The sequence below is a fragment of the Methyloligella solikamskensis genome (assembly GCF_042676065.1).
GTDB classification, from domain to species: Bacteria; Pseudomonadota; Alphaproteobacteria; order Rhizobiales; family Methyloligellaceae; genus Methyloligella; species Methyloligella solikamskensis.
Map to the genome: position 1 here is coordinate 720,014 of NZ_JBHTJO010000001.1, position 24,717 is coordinate 744,730.

Here is a 24,717-nt window from a genome sequence, read left to right on the forward strand (position 1 = left end):
ATCGGTAGCAGCAATGCCGCGTCCGAGCGGCACGGAACGGCGTCACCTGGTGGCGCCGTTCTTTTTATCTCGGCCGTCTATTCCTCGGGCTCGGGATCCGGGATCGGGGTCACCTTGAGCAGGGTCAGGCGGTTGCGCTGACGGCGGAGCACCTCGAAGCGGAAGCCGTGGAAGGTGAAGGCCTGGCCGGCGTTCGGGATGGTCTGGGCCTCGTGAATCACCACGCCCGCGATGGTGGTCGCCTCCTCGTCGGGGATGTCCCACTCCATGAGCCGGTTCACGTCGCGAATCGGCACCGAGCCTTCCACGATCACTGAGCCGTCGGCCTGAGGCCGCGCGGCGGTGCTGGCGAGATCGGTCTCGTCGGTGATGTCACCGACGATCTCCTCGATGATGTCCTCCAGGGTCACCAGACCCATCACCTCGCCGTACTCGTCGACGACGATGGCGAAGTGGGCCTTCCGCTTCAGGAAGGCATTGAGCTGATCCTTCAGGGATGTGGAATCGGGGACGAACCAGGCCGGGTTGGCGAGGGCCACCACGTCGATCTTGGAGGAATCGCCATCCGCCTCGCGGAGCGCTCGGAGCAGCGTCTTGGCATGGAGAATGCCGATGATCTCTTCCGGCTTGTCGCGCCACAGCGGTATTCGGGTGTGCGGGCTTCGGAGCGCCGCGTCGACGATCTGGTCCGTCGGCAGATCCGCGTCGATGGTGTCCATGTTCGTGCGGTGGACCATGACGTCCTCCACGGAGAGGTCGCGCAGATCGAGAACGCCGCCGAGCATGTCGCGGTCGAGCTTCACCACGCCGCCTTCCTTGTGGTGGAGCTCGATGGCGCCGCGGATCTCCTCATGAGCGGAGAGCACGTCCTCGTCGGCGCCGATGGAAGTGCCGAAGAGGCGCAGGATCGCCCGCACCATGACCTGCATGGCTGCGGTCACGGGCGCGAACAGCACCACGAAGATGTTCACCGCAGGTGAGAAGGTGAGCGCGAAGCGTTCCGGGTTGGTGAAGGCCAGGGTCTTGGGCAGCACCTCGGCGAAGACCAGCACCAACGCGGTCATCACGATGGTGGCGTAGACCACGCCCGTGTCGCCGAAGACGTTGATGAAGAGGCTGGTGGCCAAAGCGGAGCCGGCGATATTGGCCAGGTTGTTGCCCAGGAGGATGGCGCCGATCAGCCGTTCCCGGGTCTGGGTCAGGCGGACCACCAAGGAGGCCCTGACATCGCCGTCCTGCTCCAGGGCGTGAATACGCGGTCTGGAGACGGCGGTGAGCGCCGTTTCAGAAGCGGAGAAGAAGGCCGATGTCAGAAGCAGGATAAGGATGGCACCAAGGGTGATGGAAAAGCCGAGGATCATTGGCTGCCGCACTCTCGTTTCAGGAAGTCGGTGAGTTCGTCCATATCGACGTCGCGCTCCAGATAGGCGCTGCCGATGCCGCGGGCCAGGACCAGAGCAAGCTGGCCGGCCTGAACCTTCTTGTCCTGGGACATGAGGCGCAGCATCTCGGCTGCGCTGGGGCCGCCGCCTTCGATATGCTTGATGGCGGTAGGCAGCCCGACCAGGTCGAAATGGCGCTCCACGCGACCGGCGTCCTCGCTGGCGCAGATTTCCTGCTCGGCGGAATAGCGGAAGGCGAGCACCATGCCGATGGCGATTGCCTCGCCATGGAGTAGGCGGTCGGAATAGCCGGTATAGGCTTCGAGCGCGTGGCCGAACGTGTGGCCGAGATTGAGCAGGGCGCGGGCGCCACTCACCTCCTTCTCGTCCTCCTCCACGATGGCCGCCTTGGACTTGCAGCTCGTGGCCACCGCATGGAGGCGCGCCTCGGGCTCGCCATTGAGCACTGCGCGCCAATTGTCGCCCAGCCAGTCGAAGAACTCGGGATCGTTTATGAGGCCGTATTTGGCGATCTCCGCGTAGCCCGCGAGAAGCTGGCGTTCGGGAAGCGTGCCGAGCACGTCGAGGTCGGCCAGCACCAGGGCCGGCTGGTGGAAGGTGCCGATGAGGTTCTTGCCCTGGGGCGTGTCGATGCCGGTCTTGCCGCCGACGGAGGAGTCCACCTGGGCGAGCAGGCTGGTGGGCATCTGCACGAGATTGACGCCGCGGCGCAGGATCGAGGCGGCAAAGCCGGCCAGATCGCCGACCACGCCGCCGCCAAGCGCAATGATGCAATCGCCGCGCTCCACGCCGAGATCGAGCAGTTGCTCACAGACCTTCTCAAGCTGAGAGAAGCATTTGCTGCTCTCGCCGGGCGGCACGATGACCTCACCGAGGAACAGGCCCTGCTCCTGGAGATTGCGCTTCATGTCGGCCAGATGGAGCGGCGCGACATTCTCGTCGCTCACCACCGCGTAGCGGGCGGCCGGCAGCAGGTCGTCGAGGCGCAGAGCCGCATGGGCGAGGAGGTTCTCGCCGATGATGATCTCGTAGCTGCGCCGCGCCAGGGTCACGGGAATGGTCGTCTCGACCTTGGCATCGGACGATACGGACAAGGATTCAGCCATTACTTGCCTTCGGAAATCTGCTCGCCACTTTGCGAGTCTTGTTGGGACAACAGGTGCTCCTCGAGCATGTCGACGATTTCGCCCACGACCGTATCATGGGGCGCATCGCGGGTCTCGACCACGAGGTCGGCCTGGGCATAGACGGGATAGCGCTGGTCCATGAGCTTCTTCATGGTTTCCTTCGGATCGCCTGTGGCGAGTAGCGGACGGTTGTTGCGGCGGCGCACCCGCTTCATGAGGATGGGTAGCTCGGCGCGCAGCCAAATAGACAGGCCGGACTCGGCGATTCTGTTCCGTGTCTCGGGGTCCATATAGGCGCCGCCGCCGGTGGCCATGACTTGCGGGCCGCTGCTAAGGAGACGGGCGATCACTTTCCGCTCGCCGTCGCGGAAATAGGCCTCGCCGTGATTGGCGAAGATCTCCTGTATGGTCTCGCCGGCCGCATCTTCGATCTCGTTGTCGGCATCGGTGAAGGGCAGGCCGAGGGTCGCCGCCAGGCGTTTGCCGACGGAGCTCTTGCCAGCGCCCATAAGACCGATCAGAACGAGGCTCCTGGACTGGAGCGCGCTTCGGATGCGTTCCAGACGGGGGTCGGCGTCTTCTGTTTTTGCTTTTTGCCGGGGGAGGCTCATTGGGCCGCATGCGGCAATCGAGCCGCTATCCTTCCTTGGTGGCGGAAAGTTTCACAACTTGCCGCTGCTGACAACGGGGTTCACAGACGCCAGAATAGCGATCCGGCGCCTAAGAGTCATAATCGCGCCGCCTTCGGCGCCCAGACACGAAAACGACACGGGGATCGGCCAAGTCCGCCATGCCAACACTGTTTCGACTTCTCACCGTTTTGGCGCTGATCGTCGGGACCGTGGCCGGCAGCCTCTATGTGCTGGCGGAATACTTCCAGCCGACCCCGAAGGAAATCACCAAGCCGTTGCGCAATGTTGAAGTGCGGAGCGAACAAGACGCCAATGCGAGTGACTAGGCGCGGCTGCGCGACCCTGCTGCTGACGGGGCTCGTTTTCTGCGGCCTTGCGGGACCGGCGTACGCTCAGATCGAGCGGCGGTCGCTGGAGCCGCTGGATGTGCCCCAGGATCAGATGCCTCAGGCGCCCGCCCAAGGCCCCGGGCAGGGGCAGAGCGGCGGACAGATATACGGTCAGCCTCAAGAGTACGGACAGCCGCAAGATTACGGACAACCCCAAGGCCAGCCTCAGGGGCAGACCTTCGACGGGTACGGTCAGCCGCCTGCGGACGCCGGCAGCCCGAATTACGACGGGCAGCAATATGGCGGGCAAGGCCAATACCAAGACCAGTACGGTGGTCAGCAATACGGCGATCCGAACGCGCCGACCTCTCTGACCCCGCCGGGACTGGATGGTCCCAGCTATCAGGAACAGCCGGCATATGGAGGCCAGCCGTCGGGAGGTCAGTCTTCCCAGCCGACCTATGACGGCCAGCCTGGCCCGGCATACGGCGATCGGCAGCCAGGATTTTATGGCGACTCCTCCTACGCGCCCCAGGCGTCCTATGGAAATCCGTCCGGCGACCAGTCCCCCATGCCGGCCGGCGTGTGGCGGAATGTGGATGCGCAGCAGATGCAGCAATTGCTGGCCGGGGCCAAGCTGCCGTCGTCGTCGCCCGTTCTGTCGGTCCTGATCGCCCGGGCGCTTGCCGCCGATCCGCCGGAAGGCGGCCAGGAGACCGCCATCCGTGTTTCGGCCCTGGAGCGCGCCGGCCGGGCGGAGCAGATCGTGGAGCTGCTGGCCCCGGCGGCCCAATCGGGCGATCCCGGAGTTGCCGCACGCTACGGGCTTGCGCTTCTGGCGGCCGGACGGGATCAGGAAGCCTGCGGGCTCAATCTCGGCCAGGTGCCCCAATCGGCGCGGCCGGACAGCGACGTCACGCAAGCGGCACTGCTGATCCCGGTCTATTGCGCAGCGCTTCAGGGCAATGCGCAAGGCGCCGCCCAGGCGCTGCAGTCCGCACAGCAGCGGGGTGTGCGCTCGCCCGTCGCTTCCGCCGTGATCGGCCAGCTCTCTCAGACCAGTCAGGAGCCGCCGCCGATCCCCGGCACGTTGGATGTGCTGGATTATGTGTTCCTGCGGCTGGGCAAGGTGGCGTTGCCGGCCTCTCTGGCGGACTCCGCCAACCCGACCCTGCTCTCCCGGATCGCGCAGGATTCCGAAGTCTCGCCAGAGCTGCGGCTTGCCGCGGCCGAGCGCGGCGCTTCGCTTCATCTCGTCGATGGGGAGGTGCTGCGGGAGGCCTATACGCAAGCCGCGCCCCAGCTCGGCAAGGAGGCGAGCGCGCCATACGCGCTCAGAGCCAAGCTATTCGTCAATCTTCAGAAGGCGCCGTCTGCCGCCTATCGGGCGGAATCGATCGATGCGCTGCTTTCGAGCGGCAAGGAGGCCGGGATTCAGCTGGAGCTGGCGGAAGCCCTGGCGCCGGAGAACGCCAAGCTGGCTCAGGATCCGTCGGCGGCCAAGTTCGCCGAGACCGGGGTGCGGGTGGCGATCCTCGCGGGCGACGATCAAAGCGCCTGGGAGTGGATCGAGCGCGGCGGGCAGGCGGCGCGAAGCTGGCCGCTGCTGGTGGCCGTGGACGACCCCTTCGGCCCCCGGGCCGAGGCGGCCCTGAATTCAGGCGCCGAGATCGCTTCCCAGACTGGGCTTCCCAGCCCGGTGCTGCATCGTCTGATCACGGTGCTGGATGCACTGAATTACGACGTACCGATCCCCCTCTGGGATATGGCGAGCAAGTCGGAGCAGCCGTCGGACGGATATCTGCCCGAGCGAGGCGTGCTCACCGATCTCCAGCAGGCTTCCGAGCAGGGTGAGGTCGGCAAGACGGTGTTGCTGGTCGCCGCGGCCTTGGGCCCGAACGGACCGTCCGGCGCCAATCTCCTGGCTCTGGGGGACTCGGTGCGGGCACTTCGGAAAGTAGGGCTTGAAGCGGAAGCCCGCAGGCTCGGCTTCGAGGCGCTCTATCCCCGCTGGCCCTTCCAAGGGAAGGCGTGAGCGCGGTGGGCGCGGGCTCCGACCAGGATTTCCGCTCCTCGGAGCTCAAGCTCTTCCTCGACATGCTGATGGCCGAGCGCGGCGCGGCCGCCCATACGATCAGCGCCTATACGACGGATCTTGCCGCCTTTCTCGGCTTTGCCAAGGGGCGCGGCAAGGATGCGCAGTCGGTCACCCCCGATACGATCCGCGCCTTTCTGGAGCAGCTCGCCAAGGATGGGCTCGCGGCCACCAGCCGGGCGCGGAAGCTCTCGGCGATCCGGCAGTTTTTCCGCTTTCTGTTATCGGAAGGGATCCGGGACGACGATCCCTGCTCGGCCATCGACAGCCCAAAGCTTGGCCGGCCGCTGCCCAAGGTGCTCTCGCTTGCCGAGGTGGAGACGCTCTTGGACACGGCCAAGGCGGGTGTGGAGGCGGCGCAATCGGACTCCGAGCGCCGCCGGGCCTCACGGCTCTATGCGCTGCTGGAAACGCTCTACGCCACGGGTTTGCGGGTTTCGGAGCTGATCAGCCTGCCCCGGAACGTGCTTCTGGCGGACGATCGGGTGCTGACCATCACCGGCAAGGGTGGCCGGGAGCGGCTGGTGCCCCTGAACGAGACGGCGCGCCAGGCCATCGCCGCGCATCTTTCGGAGCTCGAGGGCGATCCGGCCCTGAAAGGCTCGCCCTGGCTGTTTCCGGCCCAGAAGGCGAGCCAGCACCTGACGCGCCAGCGTTTCGGTCAGGAACTGAAGACCCTGGCGGGGGCGGCGGGTATCGCGCCCTCCCGTGTCTCGCCCCATGTGCTGCGCCACGCCTTCGCAAGCCATCTGCTGGAGCGGGGCGCGGATCTGCGCGCCGTGCAGCAATTGCTGGGACATGCGGATATCTCGACCACCCAGATCTATACGCATGTGATCGAGGAGCGCTTGCGGCGGCTGGTGGAGGAGCATCACCCCCTGGCGAAGCGCTGAGGCCGCAAAATGCGGATAACCACATCCTCAGATAGATTCGCTCCGCTTGGCCCGGGTCGGTTGACACGGTCTGGCCCTCGGGCCACTTAGAACGGGGCAGGTGGCGCCGGCCGAGCAGGGCCAGCGCGACACCGCCCGACGTCCGAAGACGCCAATTGGGTAATATGCGTACCTATCTCGATTTCGAAAAACCGATCGCCGAGCTCGAAAGCAAAGTTGCCGAGCTCAAGGCCATTGAAGACGGCGATGAGACCGCGGTCTCCATTTCCGAAGAGCTGAAAACCCTGGAGGCGAAATCCAGGGACGCGCTTGTGGAGACCTACGCCAAGCTCACGCCGTGGCAGAAGACGCAGGTCGCGCGCCATCCGGAGCGGCCCCATTTCATGGATTACATCCACGGGATGGTGGACGATTTCACGCCGCTCGCGGGCGACCGGCTGTTTGCCGAAGATCACGCCATCATCGGCGGCATCGGCCGGTTGAGAGGCCGCTCGGTCATGGTGATCGGCCACGAGAAGGGCTCCGATACGGAAGGCCGGCTGAAGCACAATTTCGGCATGGCGCGGCCCGAAGGCTATCGGAAGGCCCAGCGCCTCATGGGGATCGCCGAGCGCTTCAAGCTCGCAGTGGTCACCCTGGTCGACACGGCCGGCGCCTATCCCGGCATCGGCGCGGAAGAGCGCGGCCAGGCCGAGGCCATCGCACGCTCCACGGATACCTGCATGGGGCTCGGCGTGCCGATCGTCTCTGTCGTGATCGGCGAGGGCGGCTCGGGCGGCGCGGTCGCCATCGCCACGGCAAACCGCATCTTCATGCTGGAGCATTCGGTCTACACGGTCGCCTCGCCGGAGGCTGCCGCCTCCATTCTGTGGCGGGATTCGGCGCGCGCCATCGATGCGGCGACCAATATGAAGATCACCGCCCAGGATCTGCTCGAGTTCGGCGTGATCGATGGGATCATTCCAGAGCCGACGGGCGGAGCCCATCGCGACAAGGACGCGGCGATCCAGGCCACGGCGGCCCAGATCGACGAGGCGCTTTCGGCCTATGTCGGCAAGTCGAGCGACGAAATTCGCAAGGACCGCCGACAGAAATTTCTCGCCATGGGGCGCAGCTAGAAGCGCCGAAGATTTATTCGTGCACTTCGCCGCAGTTAACCAACTCCCTGATAGCGTTAACTTTTTCTCCCCAATGCAGCCGCTTTTTTAGTCTAGTTAAAGCGGCTATAATCGACCCGTTCAGTAAGGGGGACGGCGGCATGGGGGAATTGTGCCGCTAACGCCGCCTTAACCTTGCGGGTTCGATCTTCCGGGACGGGATTTTCCGGGTTCGATGTTTGGCCATCGCAGCCAGGGGCACTGCTTGCGTATGCTTTGTTTTTCGTCGGCCAAGGCTTTGCTGGCGGCATGCTTGCTGCTTGCCGTCGCCCTTATGGGCGGCTGCGGCCAGTACTCGCCTGACTATATGAAGCCGCTCTCTCCGGAGATGCGCGCGCTTCTGGCCCAGAAGGGAATGCGCGAGGAAGCCCCGATCACCATCCGCATCTTCAAGGCCGAGAACATTCTCGAGATCTGGAAGCAACGGGATGACGGGCACTACTACTTCCTGAAATCCTATCCGATCTGCAATTTCTCCGGCGATCTCGGCCCCAAGCTGAAGCAGGGCGACAAGCAGGCGCCGGAAGGGTTCTATATCGTGGCCAAGAACCAGATGAACCCGCGCAGCCACTATCATCTTTCGTTCAATATCGGCTTCCCCAACGCCTACGACCGGGCCTGGGGGCGCACCGGCAGCAACATCATGGTGCATGGCGACTGCAAGTCCGCCGGCTGCTACGCGATGACCGATGCGCTGGTGGAGGAGATCTACATCCTGGCCCGCGAGGCGTTCGCCGGGGGCCAGGAGTACTTCATGATCCAGGCCTACCCGTTCCGCATGACCTCGGCCAACATGGCCAAGCATCGGGGCAGCAAGTGGTACGGCTTCTGGCAGAACCTGAAGCAGGGCTACGACTACTTCGAAACGACCCGCCAGATTCCCGAGATCCAGGTCTGCAATCGCAGCTATCTGATCAATGCGGTCTTCAATAACCCGCGGGAGCGGGCGGACCCGACCCGGCCTTGCCCGGCCCATCGGCGTCTGCCGATCCGGCCGTTCTCGCCGAGACCCGATCAGACGGCGGTCAACCAGTCCTCGATCGAGCCGCTGGGGAGCTCACTTGGTCTCGCCTTCGGCCCGCGCAAGCCCACCTATCACATGTTCACCCTGGGGCCGGCCGAGACCGGCTCCGTCTCTACAGCCAAGTAAATCGTCCCCTGTACGCAGTGAGTGTCGTGCACCCGACAGTTCTGTGTCGGCCGCGCCACGCGCCGGCCAAAAGGTGAATTCGAAGCTTCGAAAAGCGCTAGTGGGCCCCCCTGAAATAGAGCAATTTCCCACCTCGCCGGGACCGGCCTCACCGTAAACGAGGGTCGGCTCGTAGTGATTTGGGGGCGTAAGCTGCGTAAGAAAAATTTGCGTCGTCAGGTGCTTCTGTCGACCACCATGCTTGTCGGCGCGATGACCGGGTATGCGGGCCGCTCTTATGGCGCGTGCACATTCCAGGGCACAAGCGGCGGCCGCAATCTCTATCTTTGCACCGGCGCTAATCAGCCTGCGCAAATCATCGTCGGCGCCAATTCCAATTACGCTTCCGTCGAAACAGTCGGCGGTTTTAACGTAACGGCCAGTAGCGGCACCGCCATAACCATCATCGGCGATGGGGCGCTCAGCTACACTGACATCTACGCGTCCGCCCTTACCTCGACGAATGGCATGGCGCTCTTCGTTCTCTCCAGTAATGCGAGCGCCAGTCCGAACGGTATCGCGGTTACCACGGATGGCGATTTAACCGGCAGTACGCTAGGCGCCTACTTCGGCAATAACGGCGCCGGCGGCATCGATCTGACGCTCGGCGGCACCATCACGGGCACGAGTAGCATAGGCCTGGGCGCGTTCAACGACTCCAGCAGCACAGGCGACATGACGGTCAACGTGGCATCCGTCCGCGGCGGCACCTCGGGCATCAGTTTATCCAATTCCGGGTCGGGCGCCGTGGACTTGACCGCGACCGGTGATGTTCAGGGCGGGGGGGCCGGTGCCGGTATCTCAGTGCTCAACCGCGCTGTGGCGGGCACCACGATCCGCGCCGCTACGGTGCAGGGCAATACGGGGATCGACGTCTTCAGCGCAGGTGCCCTCTCGATCACCACGACAGGCACCGTGAGAGGAACCGGCGCAATAGGCATTTCGGCGGACAGCTTGGGCGCCAGCCTGACCATCGACGCTGCCTCCGTGCAGGGCCTAACGACCGCCATAGACGCCACAAATTCCGGCAGCGGCACACTCTCCATAACGGCGTCGGGGGACGTCAGCAGCACGAATAACATCGGCATTGAGGCAAGAAATTCTAGTACGGCGACGGATCTGATCGTCGATGCGGCGTCGGTCAGCGGGCGCACCAGAGGCATTTACGCCCGGAACGAAGGCAGCGGTCTGACCAGCATCACCACAAGTGGTGCGGTCTCCGGCGGCACAGAGGCCATTCGCGTGCTGACTTACGCCAGCGCAAAAGAAGTCACCATCCAGACCGGGTCGGGCGGCCTTACAGCCAGCGGGTTTGGCATCTGGGCGCGGCAACAGGGTACCGGCGATGTGAGGATTACCGTGGGCGGGGATATCGCTGCAGGCGATCAGGCGATCCGGGCCGACCTCTCCAATGGGGCGTCAACGGCGGACATGGTCATAACGACCGCAGCCGATTCAGCCATCAGCGGCACCAGTGGAATCAACGCGCTGAACTACGGATCCGGCGCAACCCGGGTGACGGTGAACGGCGACGTCACCGCAACCTCCGGCGGCGGCATCATCGCTTACAGCGCGTCGGGCTCCTCGTCTCCGATCGAGATTGTGGTGGGGCGGAACGCAAACGTTGCTGCGAGCTTCGTCGGTATCCTCACCAACAATCGGCCGGCGGACATCATTGTCGCGGGGACGGTCTCGGGCACCCAGGGCGCAATACGCTTCAACGCTGGGGGGCCTGCCCACGACGACCGGCTCGAGCTGCGTGCCGGGTACGAGATCAACGGCAATGTGCTCGCGCAGGGAGGGACCGACAGCCTGGAGTTTGGCGGCTCCGGTGCGGACAGCTTCGATCTGAGCGAGATCGGCCCGAAATATCAGGACTTCGAGGAATTCGCCGTCATCGGCGGCAGATGGAGCTTCTCCGGCACCACCACCGAAAGCTTCGACGTGACCGGCGGTGCGCTCGGCGGCGAGGGCACCTTCGGCGAATTGAACATCGGTAGCGGTGGCACCATCGCGCCGGGCAATTCCATCGGCACGCTCAATGTCGGCAATATCACTTTTGCGCAGGGGTCGACCTACGAGGTCGAGGTCGATGCGGACGGCAATTCCGATCTTATCGAGGCGACCGGAACGGCCACCATCGCCGGCGGGACCGTGAGCGTGCTGGCCCAGAAAGGCGATTACGATCCGCGAACGACGTATACGATCCTGAGGGCCGCCGCCGGCGTGACCGGCACTTTCACGGACGTCACGTCCAACCTGGCGTTTCTTGAACCGACCCTTCGTTACGACGCCAATACGGTCTACCTGACCCTGGACCGGGTGGTGGAAGTCGGCGGCGAGAGTTTCGTGAGCTTCTGCTCGGTAGCGACCTCTCCGAACCAGTGCAATGTCGCGCAGGCGCTGGATGTCTTCCCGACCGATAATGAACTCTTCCTCGACATTCTGAACCAGACAGAAGCGGGCGCACGCCAAGCCTTCAACGCGCTGTCGGGTGAAATCCACGCCTCTGTCGGCGGGGCGCTGCTGGACGAAGGCCGTCACGTCCGCGATGCGGTGATGGGCCGGATGATCCAGGCGAGCTATAGCGGCACGGGGCTCGGGGCCGGCGGCCCGCAGAGCACTTCCGGCATGATGATGCTCGGCTACGGCTCCAAAGATCTCGGATCTTATGAACCGCTCCCGGTGGCCGAAGGCCCGACCTTCTGGACCCAGGGCTTCGGCAGCTGGGCCAACTTTGACGGCAACGGCAATGCTGCCAGCCTTGACCGCGACATGGGCGGTTTCATCTCCGGCGTCGACGCCGAGGTGATGCCCGGCTGGCGGGCCGGTATCGCGGCCGGCTACAGCTACACCGGTCTCGATGAGGACGCCCGGCTGTCCTCGGCCAATGTCGATGCCTACCACCTGGTGCTCTACGGTTCGGGCAAGGTGGAACGCTTCAATGTCCGCGGCGGCGGTTCGTGGTCCTGGCAGGATATCGAGACATCCCGCAATGTCGTCTTCCCAGGCTTCTCGGAGTTCGAGAGCGCCTCATACGACGGGGATCGCGGCCAGCTGTTCGGCGAGATCGCCTATCCGGTCGTGCTGCATCCGAGCATCGCTATGGAGGGCTTCTCGGGTCTCGCCTATGTGCATCAGGAGACGGATGGCTTCACCGAAAGCGGCGCGCTCGCGGCGCTCACCTCGGCCGGCTACAACGAAGACGTGACCTACTCCACGACCGGTTTCCGGGCCGCCACCACCATGACCCTTGGCAACACGGTCATCACGCCCAACCTCTCCGTGGCCTGGCTGCATGCCTTCGACTCGGTCGATACGGACCTTGCGCTCGCCTTCGCGTCCGCCGGGCCGGACTTCTCCATCCAGGGCACGCCGATCGCGCGGGACTCTGCTCTGGTCACCGTCGGCCTCGACTTCGCAGTCACCCCCGACGCGACACTCAGCTTCGCCTATGACGGCCAGTTCGCGTCCGACACGGACGAGCACGGCCTCAAGGGTCGCGCCTCCTGGAAGTTCTAGGGGCTCGCCCCACACCCGGCGTCATTCCGGCGAAAGCCGGAAACCAGCGGCAGACTCTGCCATAGCCACGTGACGCGGGTGGCTGAGCCTTGGACGCTTCGTCTCAAGTCTCTCTATTTGCTAGGGAAATTTTCTTCGCGCGGCGCGCTTTGCCGCGCGCTCCGGTCACGTTCACGCCAAAACGGCACCCCCATAAACCGGGCATTAACCATGCCTGATTCATCCTGCTGTCATCACGCCGGGGGGCATTCGTTTTGCGTAACTCTTCGACTTGGCAGGTTCGGAAACTCGCGCGCATCGCCGCGCTCGCTAGCAGTCTCGTGCTCAGCCTTGGGCTCGGCGGCTGCAGCCAATTCCTGCCAGATTATCTCAAGCCGCTATCGCCGCAGGCCAGCACCGTGCTGTTCCACAAAGACATGTCGTGGGATTCGCCGATCCTGATCCGCATCTTCAAGTCGGAGTCGGAAATGGAGATCTGGAAGCAGAAGGACGACGGCCGCTTCCATCTGTTCAAGACCTATGAGATCTGCCGCTTCTCCGGCAAGCTCGGGCCGAAGCGCTGGGAAGGCGACCGGCAGGCGCCGGAAGGCTTCTATACGGTGGCGGAAGACCAGATGAACCCGTGGAGCCGGAACCACCTCGCCTTCAATATCGGGTATCCGAACAAGTTCGACCGGGCCCACGGGCGGACGGGCAGCCTCATCATGGTGCATGGCGGCTGCTCCTCCATCGGGTGCTATGCCATGACCGACGAGGCGGTGCAGGATATCTATACCCTGAGCCGGGACGCGTTCGACGGCGGTCAGGAAGCGTTCCAGATCCAGGCCTATCCGTTCCGCATGACGGACGAGAACATGGCCAAGCACAAGAAGAACAAGTGGTTCGATTTTTGGGCCAACCTAAAGGAAGGCTACGACTATTTCGAAACCACCCATCTAGAGCCGAAAGTGGATGTGTGCGGGAAGCGCTATCTGATCAACGTGGCCTTCAAGGATCAGAACGCCGAGGTCGATCCGCGCAAGGACTGCCCGGCCTACCGCAGGCTGCCGGTCATCCCCTATACCAAGAGCCTCCAGGTGGCGGCACCGATCGGCCCGCCGCCGACGCCGCTGGGCGAAGCGTTCGGTCTCGCCTTCGGGCCGAAGGAGCCGACCTATCACATGTTCAGCCTCGGCCCGGCGGTGACCCGCAACAATTGATCTTCCGCTGGGCGGGCGTCTCCGCAGCTTTCCCTGACGTGAACGAGCCCGTTGCCCGGATCGGGGCATTGCTCAGTGAACGGCTGTCGTAAGACCGGGAAGCCCTCTCCTCGGCAGATGTCGATGCCTACCATCTCGTGCTGTACGGCTCCGGTAAGGTCAGCCGCTTCGATGTCCGCGGCGGTGGCGCGTGGACCTGGCAGGATATCGAGACCTCGCGGAACGTCGTCTTCCCGGGCTTCTCCGAGTTCGAGAGCGCCTCATACGACGGTGATCGCGGCCAGCTCTTCGGCGAGATCGCCTATCCTGTCGTACTGCATCCGAGGATCGCCATGGAAGGTTTCTCGGGCCTAGCTTACGTGCATCAGGAAACGGACGGGTTCACGGAGCGGCGCGCTCGCGGCACTGACATCGGCCGGTTACAACGAAGACGTGACCTATTCGACGACGGGTTTCCGGGCGGCGACCACCATGGCACTCGGCGAGACCGTGATCACGCCCAATCTCTCCGTGGCCTGGCTGCATGCCTTCGACAGTGTGGATACGGACTTGGCGCTGGCCTTCGCGTCCGCCGGGCCGGACTTCTCCATCCAGGGGACGCCCATTGCGCGTGACTCTGCTCTGGTGCAGGCCGGTCTCGACTTCGCGGTGACGCCCGGCGCGACGCTCTCCATCGCCTATGACGGGCAGTTCGCCTCCGATGCTGACGAGCACGGCATCAAGGGCCGCGCCAGCTGGAAGTTCTAGACCGCCGCCGTTTGGACTAGTGCCCTGACGCGCCTTCTCGCTCGGAATTCGTTGTTGTTCCGTACGCGGATGCTTGCGATTCTCTCCTAGCGAATCACCAAGACGAGCCGTGGGGGCGGGAGCTCTGGTGAAAAAGAAAAACGCTGTTAGGCAGCTCCTGCTGTCGAGCACGGCGCTGGCGGCGACGCTAGCCGGCTATGGACGTGCGGCCTACGGCCAGCAGGTCTGCACGCAGCAAGGCTCCACGAGCACTTATCTGTGCAGCGGTTCCAGCACCGACACGCAGGATCTGCGCTACGACACGACCAATATCGACAGCATCCAAGTCGTGACGGGGCCGGGCTTCAGCGTCAGCACTGTGATCGAGAGGCCGCTGATCATCACCGGTCACGGCGATGTCTCCTACACGGATCTGTACAATTCGTACCTGTCATCCGATCTGGAGAATTCCTTCTATATCAGCTCGTTCCCGAGCATCACCTACCGCTCGGGCAGCGTCACCGTGAAGACCAACGGAACGTTCGACGGCGACTTCGCGGCCTATAACACCAGCGACGGAAATCTCGCGGTCACCTTGTACCAGGGCGGCTCGGTGTCGGGCGGCGCGTACGGGATCTACGGCTCGAATACCGGCACCACCATGGAAATCACCGTCTACGGCGACGTGACGGCGACCCGCTCCGATATCGGCGAGGCCGGCACAGGCATCTGGGCGGACAATGGCGGTTCGGGCGACCTCACGATCACATCCGGGAGCAACGTGACGGTGCAGGGCGAGGCCACCGGCATCCTCGCTACGAACGACAACGCCGCGGTCAATATCTATGCCTATGGCGACGTGATCGGGACCAATGATTACGGGATCCAGGTCGACAACAGCGGGACCGACATCAATATCGTCACCGGCCAGCTGAGCCAGGGCGTGACCGGAAATGTCGGCATGTCGATCACGAACTCGGGCAGCGGCTCCACGACCATCACCACCAACGGGAATGTCACCGGAACCGGGTTAGACGGTATCGATGTCTCCAATGGCTCCGGCGCAACCGATCTTACCGTCACGATCGGTAACGGCACGACGGTGAGTGCGGAAGAGGACGGGATTCTAGCCAGTAATGACGGGTCCGGAGCTCTCACGATCACCACCTATGGCAGTGTTACGAGCAGCAACGCCACGGGCATCAATGCGAGCGGCTACGGGACCGATCTTTCGATCACGGTGGGCCAGCAGAGCACGGTGTCCGGCAGCCTCTTCGGGATCGGCGCCGATCAAAGCGGGAGCGGCACCCTGTCGGTCAAAGTCAATGGCGATGTGACCGGCCAGGGGGCGGACGGCATCGAGCTCTATAACGGCGGCGGAAGCGCGGCCCATGTGATGATTGGCGCGTCCGGAACCGTGGTGAGCACCAGCGGCGGCTCCGATGACTTTGCCATCGATATCGAGGAAGGTGCGGCCGAGATCACCGTGGCCGGCAGCGTGAGCGGTGCCGGGGCCGGCGCGATCCAGTTCGACCAGGGGTCGGCTCACGACAACCAGCTGAAGCTTCTTCCGACTGCCGTCGTCTCGGGCAATGTGATTGCCGGGCCGGGCAGCAACGACTTGCTGGCGTTCGGCGGCCAGGGCTCGGCCAGCTTCGACCTTACGAATATCGATACGGGCGGCGGTACGCAGCAGTATCAGAATTTCGAAGTGCTCGATCTCGTCAGCGGCAATTGGAGCTTCACGGGGGCGACCACGCTGCCGCTGACGGTGGAGAGCGGCCGCATCATGGGCAACGGCTCGTTCGGCAACCTCACCATGAGCGGCGGGACCATCGCGCCGGGGAATTCCATCGGCACGATCCGCACCCGGGACATCACCTTCAGGAAAGGCGCAACCTATGAGGTGGAGGTCGACGCGGCGGGCAATTCCGATCGGATCATGGCGAGCGGAACGGCGACGATCAACGGCGGAACGGTGAATGTGATCGCCGGGGACGGCGATTACGCCGACTCGACCCGGTATACGATTCTCACCGCAAGCGGCGGCAGGACCGGAACCTTCGCCGCCGTACAAGACAACCTTGCCTTCCTCACCCCGACTCTCAGCTACGACGCGAACTCGGTCTATCTGACACTGGTGCGCACCAACGGGCCGAATGGGGAAAAGAGCTTCAGCTCCGTGGCCAATACGCAAAACCAAAGCCGGGTGGCTGTCGCCTTGGACAACGTTCCGACCACCAATACGCTGTTCCGGAAAGTGCTGGGTCAGTCGGCCCCTGGGGCGCGAACGGCCTTCGATAGACTTTCAGGCGAGGTCCATGCCGCGATCGGCGGTGCGCTGGTGCGCGAAGGGCGATACATCCGCGATGCGGTCATGGGACGGCTGGTGCAGGCGTCCTTCGCCGGCTCGGCGCTTGGCGCCGGCGGTCCGCAGTCATATGCGTTCGCACCGGCGAACCTGCAGGCCAACATGATGGCGCTGGGATATGGCGCGGACGATCTTGCGCGGTTCGGACCTACCGTCGATCGGGGACCGACCTTCTGGACCCAAGGTTTCGGCAACTGGGTGAGCCGCGACGGCGACGGCAATGCCGCCTCGCTCAAGCGCTCCCTTGGCGGGGTCGTTTCCGGTGTCGATGCCGAAATGCTGCCCGGTTGGCGCGTCGGTGTCGCGGGGGGCTATTCCTACAGCGATCTCGACGTGGATGCCCGGGCGAGCGGGGCCAATGTCGATGCCTATCACCTGCTGGTCTATGGCGGTCGCGAAATGGGACGTCTGGCCTTGCGCGGTGGCGGGGCCTGGAGCTGGCAGGAGATCGAGACCAGCCGGTTCGTCGGCTTCCCGGGTTTTGCCGAAGCGCAGAGCGCCTCCTATGACGGCGACCGGGGCCAGGTCTTCGGCGAGCTGGGCTATGCGCTGCTGCCGGGCGGCAGGATGGCCATGGAACCGTTTGCCGGCCTTGCCTATGTGCATGAGGAGACTGCCGCCTTCACGGAGTCAGGCGCGCAAGCGGGCCTTAGCTCTTCGGGTTATTCGGAGGGCGTCACCTATTCCACGCTGGGGATTAGGGCCGCTACCAATATGGACGTTCGCGGCCTGTTGGTGAGCCCTCGGCTCGAAGTCGCCTGGCTGCACGCATTCGATGAGGTGGATACAGATCTGGCGCTCGCCTTCGCCTCCAACGGCGTCGGCTTCGAGGTCGCCGGCACGCCGATTGCGCAGGACACCGCTGTGATCGAGGCGGGACTCGACTTCTCGGTCTCGCAAACCGCCACGCTTACCGTGTCCTATGACGGCCAGTTCGGCGACGGCGTCGAAGAGCATGGCCTCAAGGGAAGGGCGAGCTGGAAGTTTTAGGGTCCGACGTCAGCCGGATTTCGCCTTGGCAAAGCCCGATTGAGATGGGCACTTTGCGCTCATGATTTGGCGCATTCTTTTCGGCATCGTGGTGGCGGTGGGCATCGGCGCGGCGGTCTATCTCATGACGCCCGAGGGTCGGCAGCTCCTCGACCGGATCCGGATCAACGCGACGCGGACCGAGCATGTCGCCCTGTGGGGCGCCGGCCGGAAGCTGCCAGGCACGCCCGCTCTCGACAAGCTGGACGAGCGGCTGGCGGCCAAGGGCGTGAAGGTCGGCGATCCCATCTTCATCCGCATCTTCAAGCTGGAATCGAAGCTGGAGCTCTGGATGGCCAAGGATGGTGGGACAGACGATGGTGGGTTCGTCCACGTGGCGACCTACCCGATCTGTTTCTGGTCGGGACGGCTCGGGCCGAAGCAACAGGAGGGCGATCTCCAGGCGCCGGAGGGCTACTACACGGTGGATGAGGGCCAGCTCAATCCGAATAGCCGGTGGCACCGCTCCTTCAATCTCGGCTTTCCCAACACATTCGACAAAGCGCAAGGTCGGACCGGCTCTTATTTGATGGTGCATGGGGGCTGCGCATCGGTCGGCTGCTATGCCATGACCAACGCCGTGGTGGACGAGCTTTGGCAGCTCGTGACGGCGGCGCTGGAGAATGGGCAGCCGCGCTTCGCCGTGCTGGCGCTGCCCTTCCGCATGACGGAAGACAATATGCACAAGCGGGAAGGGTATCCTTGGCGCGATTTCTGGGCCGATCTCGCCCGTGGCGATGCGCTCTTCGAAAAGACCCATGTGCCGCCGAAGGCGAGCGTCTGCGACGGGCGATATGCGTTCGCCCCTGGCGAAAAGGGCGCGCCCGTGCCGGAGGTCGAGGAAGGCTGTCCGGGGCCGCTGGCGATCCGAGACTGATCCTTCAGAGGGCCACTCAACTGGTCCTAGAATGAATTTACCATTATTTCATGTATTTCGCTTATTTCGATTATTGCGTTTAATGTGGCTAGTGATCATATTGAATCTTGGATCGAGAGAAGACGGACATGTCTATTGACACTTTGAAAAGGCGGCCTCCCACCCAGGCCGAAAGTGAGGATGCTTCGAAGGCTGCGAAAGCTGTGGCGGGTGCACTTACGCGCGAAGGCCTTACGCTAGGCTTTGTGCACGATGGAGAGGAGTCGAAGGTCGATCTGAAGCGACCGTTGGCCCTTTTGGTTTTGGACCTGCTGACTCATGTCGCCAGAGGGGAAATGGTTACGTTTGTGCCCTACGGGGCAGAGCTGACCACACAGCAGGCAGCTGACGTCCTCAATGTATCGAGGCCATTCTTAATCGGGCTGTTGGAGGGAGGCAAAATTGCTTTTCACACAGTTGGATCCCACCGTCGGATCCAGATGGCCGACTTGCTCGATTACAAAAAAGCGAGAGATGCGCAGCGGTCAGCTAGCTTGAAAGAGTTGCAGAAACTCGGTCAGGAATACGATGCCGGATGACACCTCATGTGGCAGATCGCTTCGTCGTCGTTCTTGATGCGAACGTTCTTTATCCATTTCGTGTCCGGGATGCCCTCTTGCGCTTTGCGGAAGCCGGACTCTATCGCGCCCGATGGTCCCCGAGCATCCTGAAGGAATGGGTAGACAACCTTCTAGCAGAGAAACCTCATCTGGCAGTCAGCATTGAGTCTCAGTTTAGGGCAATGGAGGCAGCATTTCCTGAGGCCTTGGTGACGGGCTTCTCTGACCTTATCGAGAGCTTAGAACTCCCCGATCCTAACGACAGACATGTTCTTGCAGCAGCGATTCGGTGTGGAGCCCAGCAGATCGTCACCGAGAATCTCAAAGATTTTCCAGAAGATTGTCTGAAGCCCTGGGGCCTTGAAGCGGTAAGTGCGGACACGTTTTTGGCGTCGACCTATGAGCTGTATCCTGCCGAGGCGACATCCGCTCTTCGGCGGATGCGGGCTGACTACCAGAATCCGAAAATGAATGTTTCCGAATTCCTTCTCGATCTGACGAAGAGCGGGTTGGTTAAAACCGTCGGCATCGCGAGAAGTGAAGTGGATCTGCTCTGACGCTAGAACGGCCAGAAGAAGGCGATGGCCGGTGCGCCGACCACGAGCACGATGATACTCAAGGGCAGGCCGAGGCGCCAGTAATCCCCGAAGCGATAGCCGCCCGGTCCCATCACCAGTGTGTTGCACTGATGGCCGATGGGGGTGAGGAAATCGCACGCCGCGCCGATGGCCACGCCCATGAGGAACGGGTCCGGGTTTTCGCCGAGCTGTTCGGCGAAGCTCGCAGCGATGGGGGCCATGACAAGCACGGTGGCGGCATTGTTCAGAAAGGGCGTCACCGCCATGGCCACGGCCATGATGAGCAGCAAGCTGCCCATGGCGGGCAGGTAGGTGCCGGCTTCAGACAGCCACATGCCGATCAGGTCCGTTCCGCCGGTGGTGCGCAAAGCGTCCGAGACCGGTATCAGCGCGCCCAGCATGATGAGGATCGGCCAGTCGATGGCGTCGTAGGCCTCCTTCAGGCTCAAGGCCCGGAAGAGCAACAACAGGACGGCGGCGCCGAAGAAGGCGACGGTGACGGGTACCCAGCCCAGGGCGACCGAGGTCATGGCCACGGCCAGAAGGCCGAGCGGCAGAAGGCTCGGTTTGCGGTCCATGCGGATGGCGCGCTCGGCCAGCGGCAGGCAGTGGAGCGTGCCCAAGGTCTCCGGCATCTGGGTGAGATCGCCGCGCAGCACGATGACGTCGCCCGCCTGAAGCTTCACCGTTCGCAGGCGGTTGGCGATGCGCCGGCCGCGGCGGCTCACGGCGAGCAGGGTGACGCCGTGGCGGTCGAACAGCTTGATCTGGTGGACGGTGGCGCCGACGAGCTGGGATTCCTTGGTAATCACCGCTTCCATGAGCCCGATATCGTCCCGGGGCGTGTCGATAGCGGCGTCGTCGGATTGCACGAGCTTGAGCTTCTCGAGCACGACGATGCGCTCCAGCGCTTCCGGATCGCCCTGGAGGATGAGCACGTCGTCGGGTTTGATCACGACATTGCCGGCCGGCTGGTAGCGGCGGCGGCGTCCCCGGAAATGGGCGATGACCTCCACCTCGTTCTCCGACAGGTCCTCGAAGGCGCGAATCGTGATGTCCACGCACGGGGAGTCCTCGGGGACGGTGATCTCGGTGGTGTAGGCCTCAAGGTTGAAGGCGGCATCCATGGTGGGTGCCCCTTTTCGGTTCTGCGGTAGAAGCCGCCAGCCGAAGACGAGAAAGGTCACGCCGACCACGGACAGGATGATGCCGACGGGGGCGAAGTCGAACATGGTGTAGGGCTCGCCCAGGATGTCCTCGCGGAGCCCTGAGACAATGATGTTGGGCGAGGTGCCGATCAGGGTGACGGTGCCGCCGAGAAGCGAGCCGAACGCCATGGGCATGAGAAGCGAGGAGGGCGAGGTGCCGGTCCGGCGGGCGAGCTGGAAGGCGACCGGCATCAGCATGGTAAGCGCGCCGATATTCTTCACGAAGCCCGACATGGCGGTCACGGACCCGACAAGGGCAAGGATCTGCCGATTCGTATTGATGAGGAGGCCGCCGACGCTGCGGGCGACACGCTCGATCACGCCGGACTTGCTGATGGCCGCGCTGACCACGAGCGCTGTGCCGACGATGATGACGATGTCGTTGCTGAAGCCGGTGAAGGCGCGGTCCGGCGGCACGATCCCCACGGCGATGGCAGCAAGCAGCGACATCAGAGCGACGAAGTCGTAGCGCCAGCGGCCCCAGGCGAAGAGGCCCATCATGGCGATCACGATGGCGAAGGCGAGAAAGCGCTGATCGATAAAGCCGAGATCGAGCGTCATGAAGGCGAAGGTCCGCTGCCAGTGGGCGTCGTCAGACGATGAAGCAGGTCGACGCTTTCCTCTTCATGCGAGGGCGCCCGACGGGATTTGAAACGCCCTTCAGGCTCTCCGGTTCGCAATAGAAGTCGCGGCTAATAAGCCCCGTGGCAATGCTTATATTTCTTGCCGGATCCGCAAGGGCAGGGGGAGTTGCGGGGAACCTTGCCCCAGGTGGTCGGATCGTTGGGATTGACCTCGGCCTTGCGGGAGCGGGCGGAGCGCGTCTTGGTCATGCCTTCGGTCACGCCGCTCGCTTCGGCCTCGGCCAGGGCGAACTCGTCCTCGCCGGTGCGCGGGTCGAAGTGATGGGCGACCATCTCCGGCTCCTCGAGCTGGGGCGGCTCCTGCTCGGCACGCTCCACATGCATGAGCTGGCGGGTGACCGCCTCGCGCAGTTGACCGAGCATGGACTCGAACAGGCTGAAGCTCTCGCCCTTGTACTCGTTGAGCGGATCGCGCTGGCCATAGCCGCGCAGGCCGATCACCTGGCGCAGATGATCCAGGGTCACGAGATGCTCGCGCCACAGAGTGTCGATGGTCTGCAGCAGCACGGCCTTCTCGACCTGGCGCATGGTGTCGGGGCCGAACGCGGCGACCTTCTGGGCAGCCTTCTCGTCGGCCGCCTTCAGAACGCGCTCGGTGATCTCCTGTTCGGCGATGCCTTCTTCCTTCGCCCAGTCGGCGATGGGAAGGTCGAGGGCGAAGATCTGCTTCACGTCCTCGTCGAGACCCTCGATATCCCACTGCTCGGCATAGGACTTTTCGGGAATGTGCTTGGCGACGATATCCTCGACCACCTGCTGACGCATGTCGGAGATGGTCTCGTTGAGGTCCGTCTCGGTCATCAGCTCGCGACGCTGCTCGAAGATGACCTTCCGCTGGTCATTCATCACGTCGTCGTATTTGAGCAGGTTCTTGCGGATGTCGAAGTTGCGCCCCTCGACCTTGCCTTGCGCCTTCTCCAGCGCCTTGTTGATCCAGGGATGGACAATGGCTTCGCCCTCCTGAAGGCCGAGCGCCTTCAGCATGCCGTCCATACGGTCGGAGCCGAAGATGCGCATCAGGTCGTCTTCAAGAGACAGGTAGAAGTGGGAGCGGCCCGGGTCGCCCTGACGGCCGGAACGGCCGCGGAGCTGGTTGTCGATACGGCGGCTCTCATGGCGCTCGGTACCGATGACATAGAGACCGCCGGCGGACAGCGCCTTATCCTTCTTAGCGGCGATCTGGGAGATAATCTCTTCCTTCTTGCGCTGGATGGCGAGGTCGTCGGGCTCCTTGCCCTTCTCGCGCTGCTCCTCGATCCAGTTCTCCAGCAGCATTTCCCAGTTGCCGCCAAGCTGAATGTCGGTACCGCGGCCCGCCATGTTGGTGGCGATAGTGATGGCGCCCGGCACGCCGGCCTGGGCGATGATCTGGGCTTCCTGCTCGTGATAGCGGGCGTTCAGAACGTTGTGGGCCACCTTCTCCTTCGTCAGAAGCTCCGAAAGAATTTCGGACTTCTCGATGGAGGTGGTGCCGACGAGACAGGGCTGGCCCCGCTCCTTGGCCTCCTTGATGCGCTCGATGATGGCTTTGTATTTCTCGGTCGCTGAGCGGTAGACCTCGTCGTGCTCGTCGTTACGGATCAGAGGCCGGTTGGTCGGCACCTCGATCACGTCGAGCCCATAGATATCCATGAACTCGTCCTGCTCAGTGAGCGCCGTACCGGTCATGCCGGCGAGCTTCTCGTAGAGGCGGAAGTAGTTCTGGAAGGTGATGGAGGCCAGGGTCTGGTTCTCCGGCTGGATCTTCACCCCTTCCTTGGCTTCCAGGGCCTGGTGGAGGCCTTCCGAATAGCGGCGTCCGGACATCATGCGCCCGGTGAACTCGTCGATGATGACGACCTCGCCGTTCTTGACGATGTAGTCCTTGTCCTTCTGGAACAGCTTGTGGGCGCGCAGGGCCTGGTTCACGTGGTGAACGACGCTGACGTTTTCGGTGTCGTAGAGGGACTCACCCTTCAGCAGGTCGGCCTCGGTCAAAAGCTGCTCGAGATGCTCGTTGCCGGCCTCGGTCAGGGTGACGGTGCGCTGCTTCTCGTCGACCTCATAGTCCTCGTCGACCAGCTCGGGCAGAAACTTGTCGATGGTGATGTAGAGCTCGGAACGGTCCTCCAGCGGGCCGGAGATGATCAGCGGCGTGCGCGCCTCGTCGATCAGGATGGAGTCGACCTCGTCCACGATGGCGTAGAAGTGCTCGCGCTGGACCATGTCCTCGATCGCGTACTTCATGTTGTCGCGGAGATAGTCGAAGCCGAACTCGTTGTTCGTGCCGTAGGTCACGTCGGCGGCGTAGGCGGCGTGACGCTCCTCGTCGCCGAGATCGTGAAGGATGCAGCCGACGGTGAGGCCGAGGAATTCGTAGACTTGGCCCATCCAGGCGGCGTCGCGCTTGGCCAGGTAGTCGTTGACGGTAACGACGTGGACGCCCTTGCCGGCGAGCGCGTTCAGATAGACGGGAAGGGTGGCGACGAGGGTCTTACCTTCACCGGTCTTCATCTCGGCGATGCGGCCTTCGTGGAGCACCATGCCGCCCATGAGCTGCACGTCGAAATGGCGCTGGCCGAGGGTGCGCTTGGCGGCTTCGCGCACGGTGGCGAAGGCTTCCGGGATCAGGCTTTCGAGGCTCTCGCCGTCGGCGATGCGCTTGCGGAAAACATCTGTGCGGGCCCGCAGATCGGCATCGGACAGCTTCTCGACCTCCGGCTCGAGGGCGTTGGTCGCCTCGATCAGCCCGTAATACTTCTTCAGCTTACGGTCGTTGGAGGTGCCGAAGACTTTGGCGGCGAGATTGCCGATCGAGAGCATGGGTCAAGCCTTTAAAAACATCCGCAGCGATAGGGATGATGAGCAACAGAACATTTTGCTCCGGGGCCGGAGATTTCCAGGCTCGGCGGGGCAGTTGAAAACCGGCTGTTTCGGCGCTTTTCCTTCGCCCGCAAGCGGGGCGTGCCCTGCAAAAGGCGACCGAAGGCCGCCGGAAACAGTCGGGTGAGACATAAGAGGACCCCGGAACCTTGTCAACGCGAAGGCCGCGCGCCGCCATGGCCGACCCGGCGGGACCCGCGAGAGGACGCCGGGGCTTGGGCGCCGGTCCGCTCCAGACTGCCATCAGGCGTTCGCTTTCAGCCAAATCCGGGCCTTA

At 63.5% G+C, this 24,717-nt stretch carries 16 protein-coding genes and 1 pseudogene; 12 read left to right on the plus strand and 5 right to left on the minus strand.

Translation table 11 applies throughout. The annotated features are described in order from the left end of the window. Positions 1 to 77 precede the first annotated feature (77 nt). The 3 genes from ACFQ2F_RS03565 to ACFQ2F_RS03575 are packed head-to-tail and all read right to left on the minus strand — an operon-like array spanning position 78 to position 3,141. Positions 78 to 1,361, minus strand: a complete 1,284-nt coding sequence (locus ACFQ2F_RS03565) for an HlyC/CorC family transporter (protein WP_379085797.1) — start codon at positions 1,359 to 1,361, stop codon at positions 78 to 80. Next, positions 1,358 to 2,509: a 3-dehydroquinate synthase gene (gene aroB / locus ACFQ2F_RS03570; RefSeq protein ID WP_379085801.1), complete on the minus strand. Its 1,152-nt coding sequence runs from the start codon at positions 2,507 to 2,509 to the stop codon at positions 1,358 to 1,360. Before aroB ends, ACFQ2F_RS03565 begins: the two co-directional genes overlap by 4 nt. Then, positions 2,509 to 3,141, minus strand: coding sequence for a shikimate kinase (locus tag ACFQ2F_RS03575; RefSeq protein WP_379085804.1), 633 nt, complete (start codon positions 3,139 to 3,141; stop codon positions 2,509 to 2,511). Before ACFQ2F_RS03575 ends, aroB begins: the two co-directional genes overlap by 1 nt. Positions 3,142 to 3,320: 179 nt before the next feature. On the opposite strand from ACFQ2F_RS03575, the gene ACFQ2F_RS03580 reads away from it, so the two are divergent. From ACFQ2F_RS03580 to ACFQ2F_RS03635, 12 genes and pseudogenes are all read left to right on the plus strand, one after another. Next, the gene (locus tag ACFQ2F_RS03580; RefSeq protein ID WP_379085807.1) at positions 3,321 to 3,488 is read left to right on the plus strand and encodes a histidine kinase; all 168 of its coding nucleotides are present in this window, start codon (positions 3,321 to 3,323) and stop codon (positions 3,486 to 3,488) included. Next, complete coding sequence (locus tag ACFQ2F_RS03585) at positions 3,475 to 5,526, plus strand: hypothetical protein (RefSeq protein WP_379085810.1); 2,052 nt, start codon at positions 3,475 to 3,477, stop codon at positions 5,524 to 5,526. Before ACFQ2F_RS03580 ends, ACFQ2F_RS03585 begins: the two co-directional genes overlap by 14 nt. Continuing rightward, complete coding sequence (gene xerD, locus ACFQ2F_RS03590; protein ID WP_379085813.1) at positions 5,523 to 6,479, plus strand: site-specific tyrosine recombinase XerD; 957 nt, start codon at positions 5,523 to 5,525, stop codon at positions 6,477 to 6,479. Before ACFQ2F_RS03585 ends, xerD begins: the two co-directional genes overlap by 4 nt. 164 nt (positions 6,480 to 6,643) lie before the next feature. Then, positions 6,644 to 7,597: an acetyl-CoA carboxylase carboxyltransferase subunit alpha gene (locus tag ACFQ2F_RS03595; RefSeq protein WP_379090588.1), complete on the plus strand. Its 954-nt coding sequence runs from the start codon at positions 6,644 to 6,646 to the stop codon at positions 7,595 to 7,597. 250 nt (positions 7,598 to 7,847) lie between these two features. Then, positions 7,848 to 8,786, plus strand: coding sequence for a hypothetical protein (locus tag ACFQ2F_RS03600; protein WP_379085816.1), 939 nt, complete (start codon positions 7,848 to 7,850; stop codon positions 8,784 to 8,786). Positions 8,787 to 9,005: 219 nt separating this feature from the next. Continuing rightward, on the plus strand, positions 9,006 to 12,347 hold the full coding sequence (locus tag ACFQ2F_RS03605; RefSeq protein WP_379085819.1) for an autotransporter outer membrane beta-barrel domain-containing protein: 3,342 nt from the start codon (positions 9,006 to 9,008) through the stop codon (positions 12,345 to 12,347). Between the two features lie 254 nt (positions 12,348 to 12,601). Beyond that, positions 12,602 to 13,546 (plus strand): L,D-transpeptidase family protein, encoded by a 945-nt coding sequence (locus tag ACFQ2F_RS03610; protein ID WP_379085822.1) that lies wholly within the window; start codon positions 12,602 to 12,604, stop codon positions 13,544 to 13,546. Positions 13,547 to 13,683: 137 nt separating this feature from the next. Beyond that, positions 13,684 to 14,293, plus strand: a pseudogene (locus ACFQ2F_RS03615) (autotransporter outer membrane beta-barrel domain-containing protein). A gap of 127 nt (positions 14,294 to 14,420) precedes the next feature. Next, complete coding sequence (locus ACFQ2F_RS03620) at positions 14,421 to 17,633, plus strand: autotransporter outer membrane beta-barrel domain-containing protein (RefSeq protein WP_379085825.1); 3,213 nt, start codon at positions 14,421 to 14,423, stop codon at positions 17,631 to 17,633. A gap of 61 nt (positions 17,634 to 17,694) precedes the next feature. Then, entirely contained in the window at positions 17,695 to 18,549 is an 855-nt protein-coding gene (locus ACFQ2F_RS03625; RefSeq protein WP_379085828.1) for a L,D-transpeptidase family protein, read from the plus strand. 128 nt (positions 18,550 to 18,677) lie between these two features. Next, on the plus strand, positions 18,678 to 19,127 hold the full coding sequence (locus tag ACFQ2F_RS03630; RefSeq protein ID WP_379085831.1) for an excisionase family DNA-binding protein: 450 nt from the start codon (positions 18,678 to 18,680) through the stop codon (positions 19,125 to 19,127). An 8-nt stretch (positions 19,128 to 19,135) separates the two neighbouring features. After that, entirely contained in the window at positions 19,136 to 19,705 is a 570-nt protein-coding gene (locus ACFQ2F_RS03635) for a PIN domain-containing protein (protein ID WP_379085834.1), read from the plus strand. Between the two features lie 2 nt (positions 19,706 to 19,707). Here ACFQ2F_RS03635 and ACFQ2F_RS03640 read toward each other — a convergent pair whose 3' ends face one another. Next, positions 19,708 to 21,495, minus strand: coding sequence for an SLC13 family permease (locus ACFQ2F_RS03640; RefSeq protein WP_379085837.1), 1,788 nt, complete (start codon positions 21,493 to 21,495; stop codon positions 19,708 to 19,710). A 131-nt stretch (positions 21,496 to 21,626) separates the two neighbouring features. After that, a complete protein-coding gene (gene secA, locus ACFQ2F_RS03645) occupies positions 21,627 to 24,380 on the minus strand; it encodes a preprotein translocase subunit SecA (protein WP_379085839.1) in 2,754 nt (917 codons plus the stop codon). Between the last annotated feature and the right edge of the window lie 337 nt (positions 24,381 to 24,717).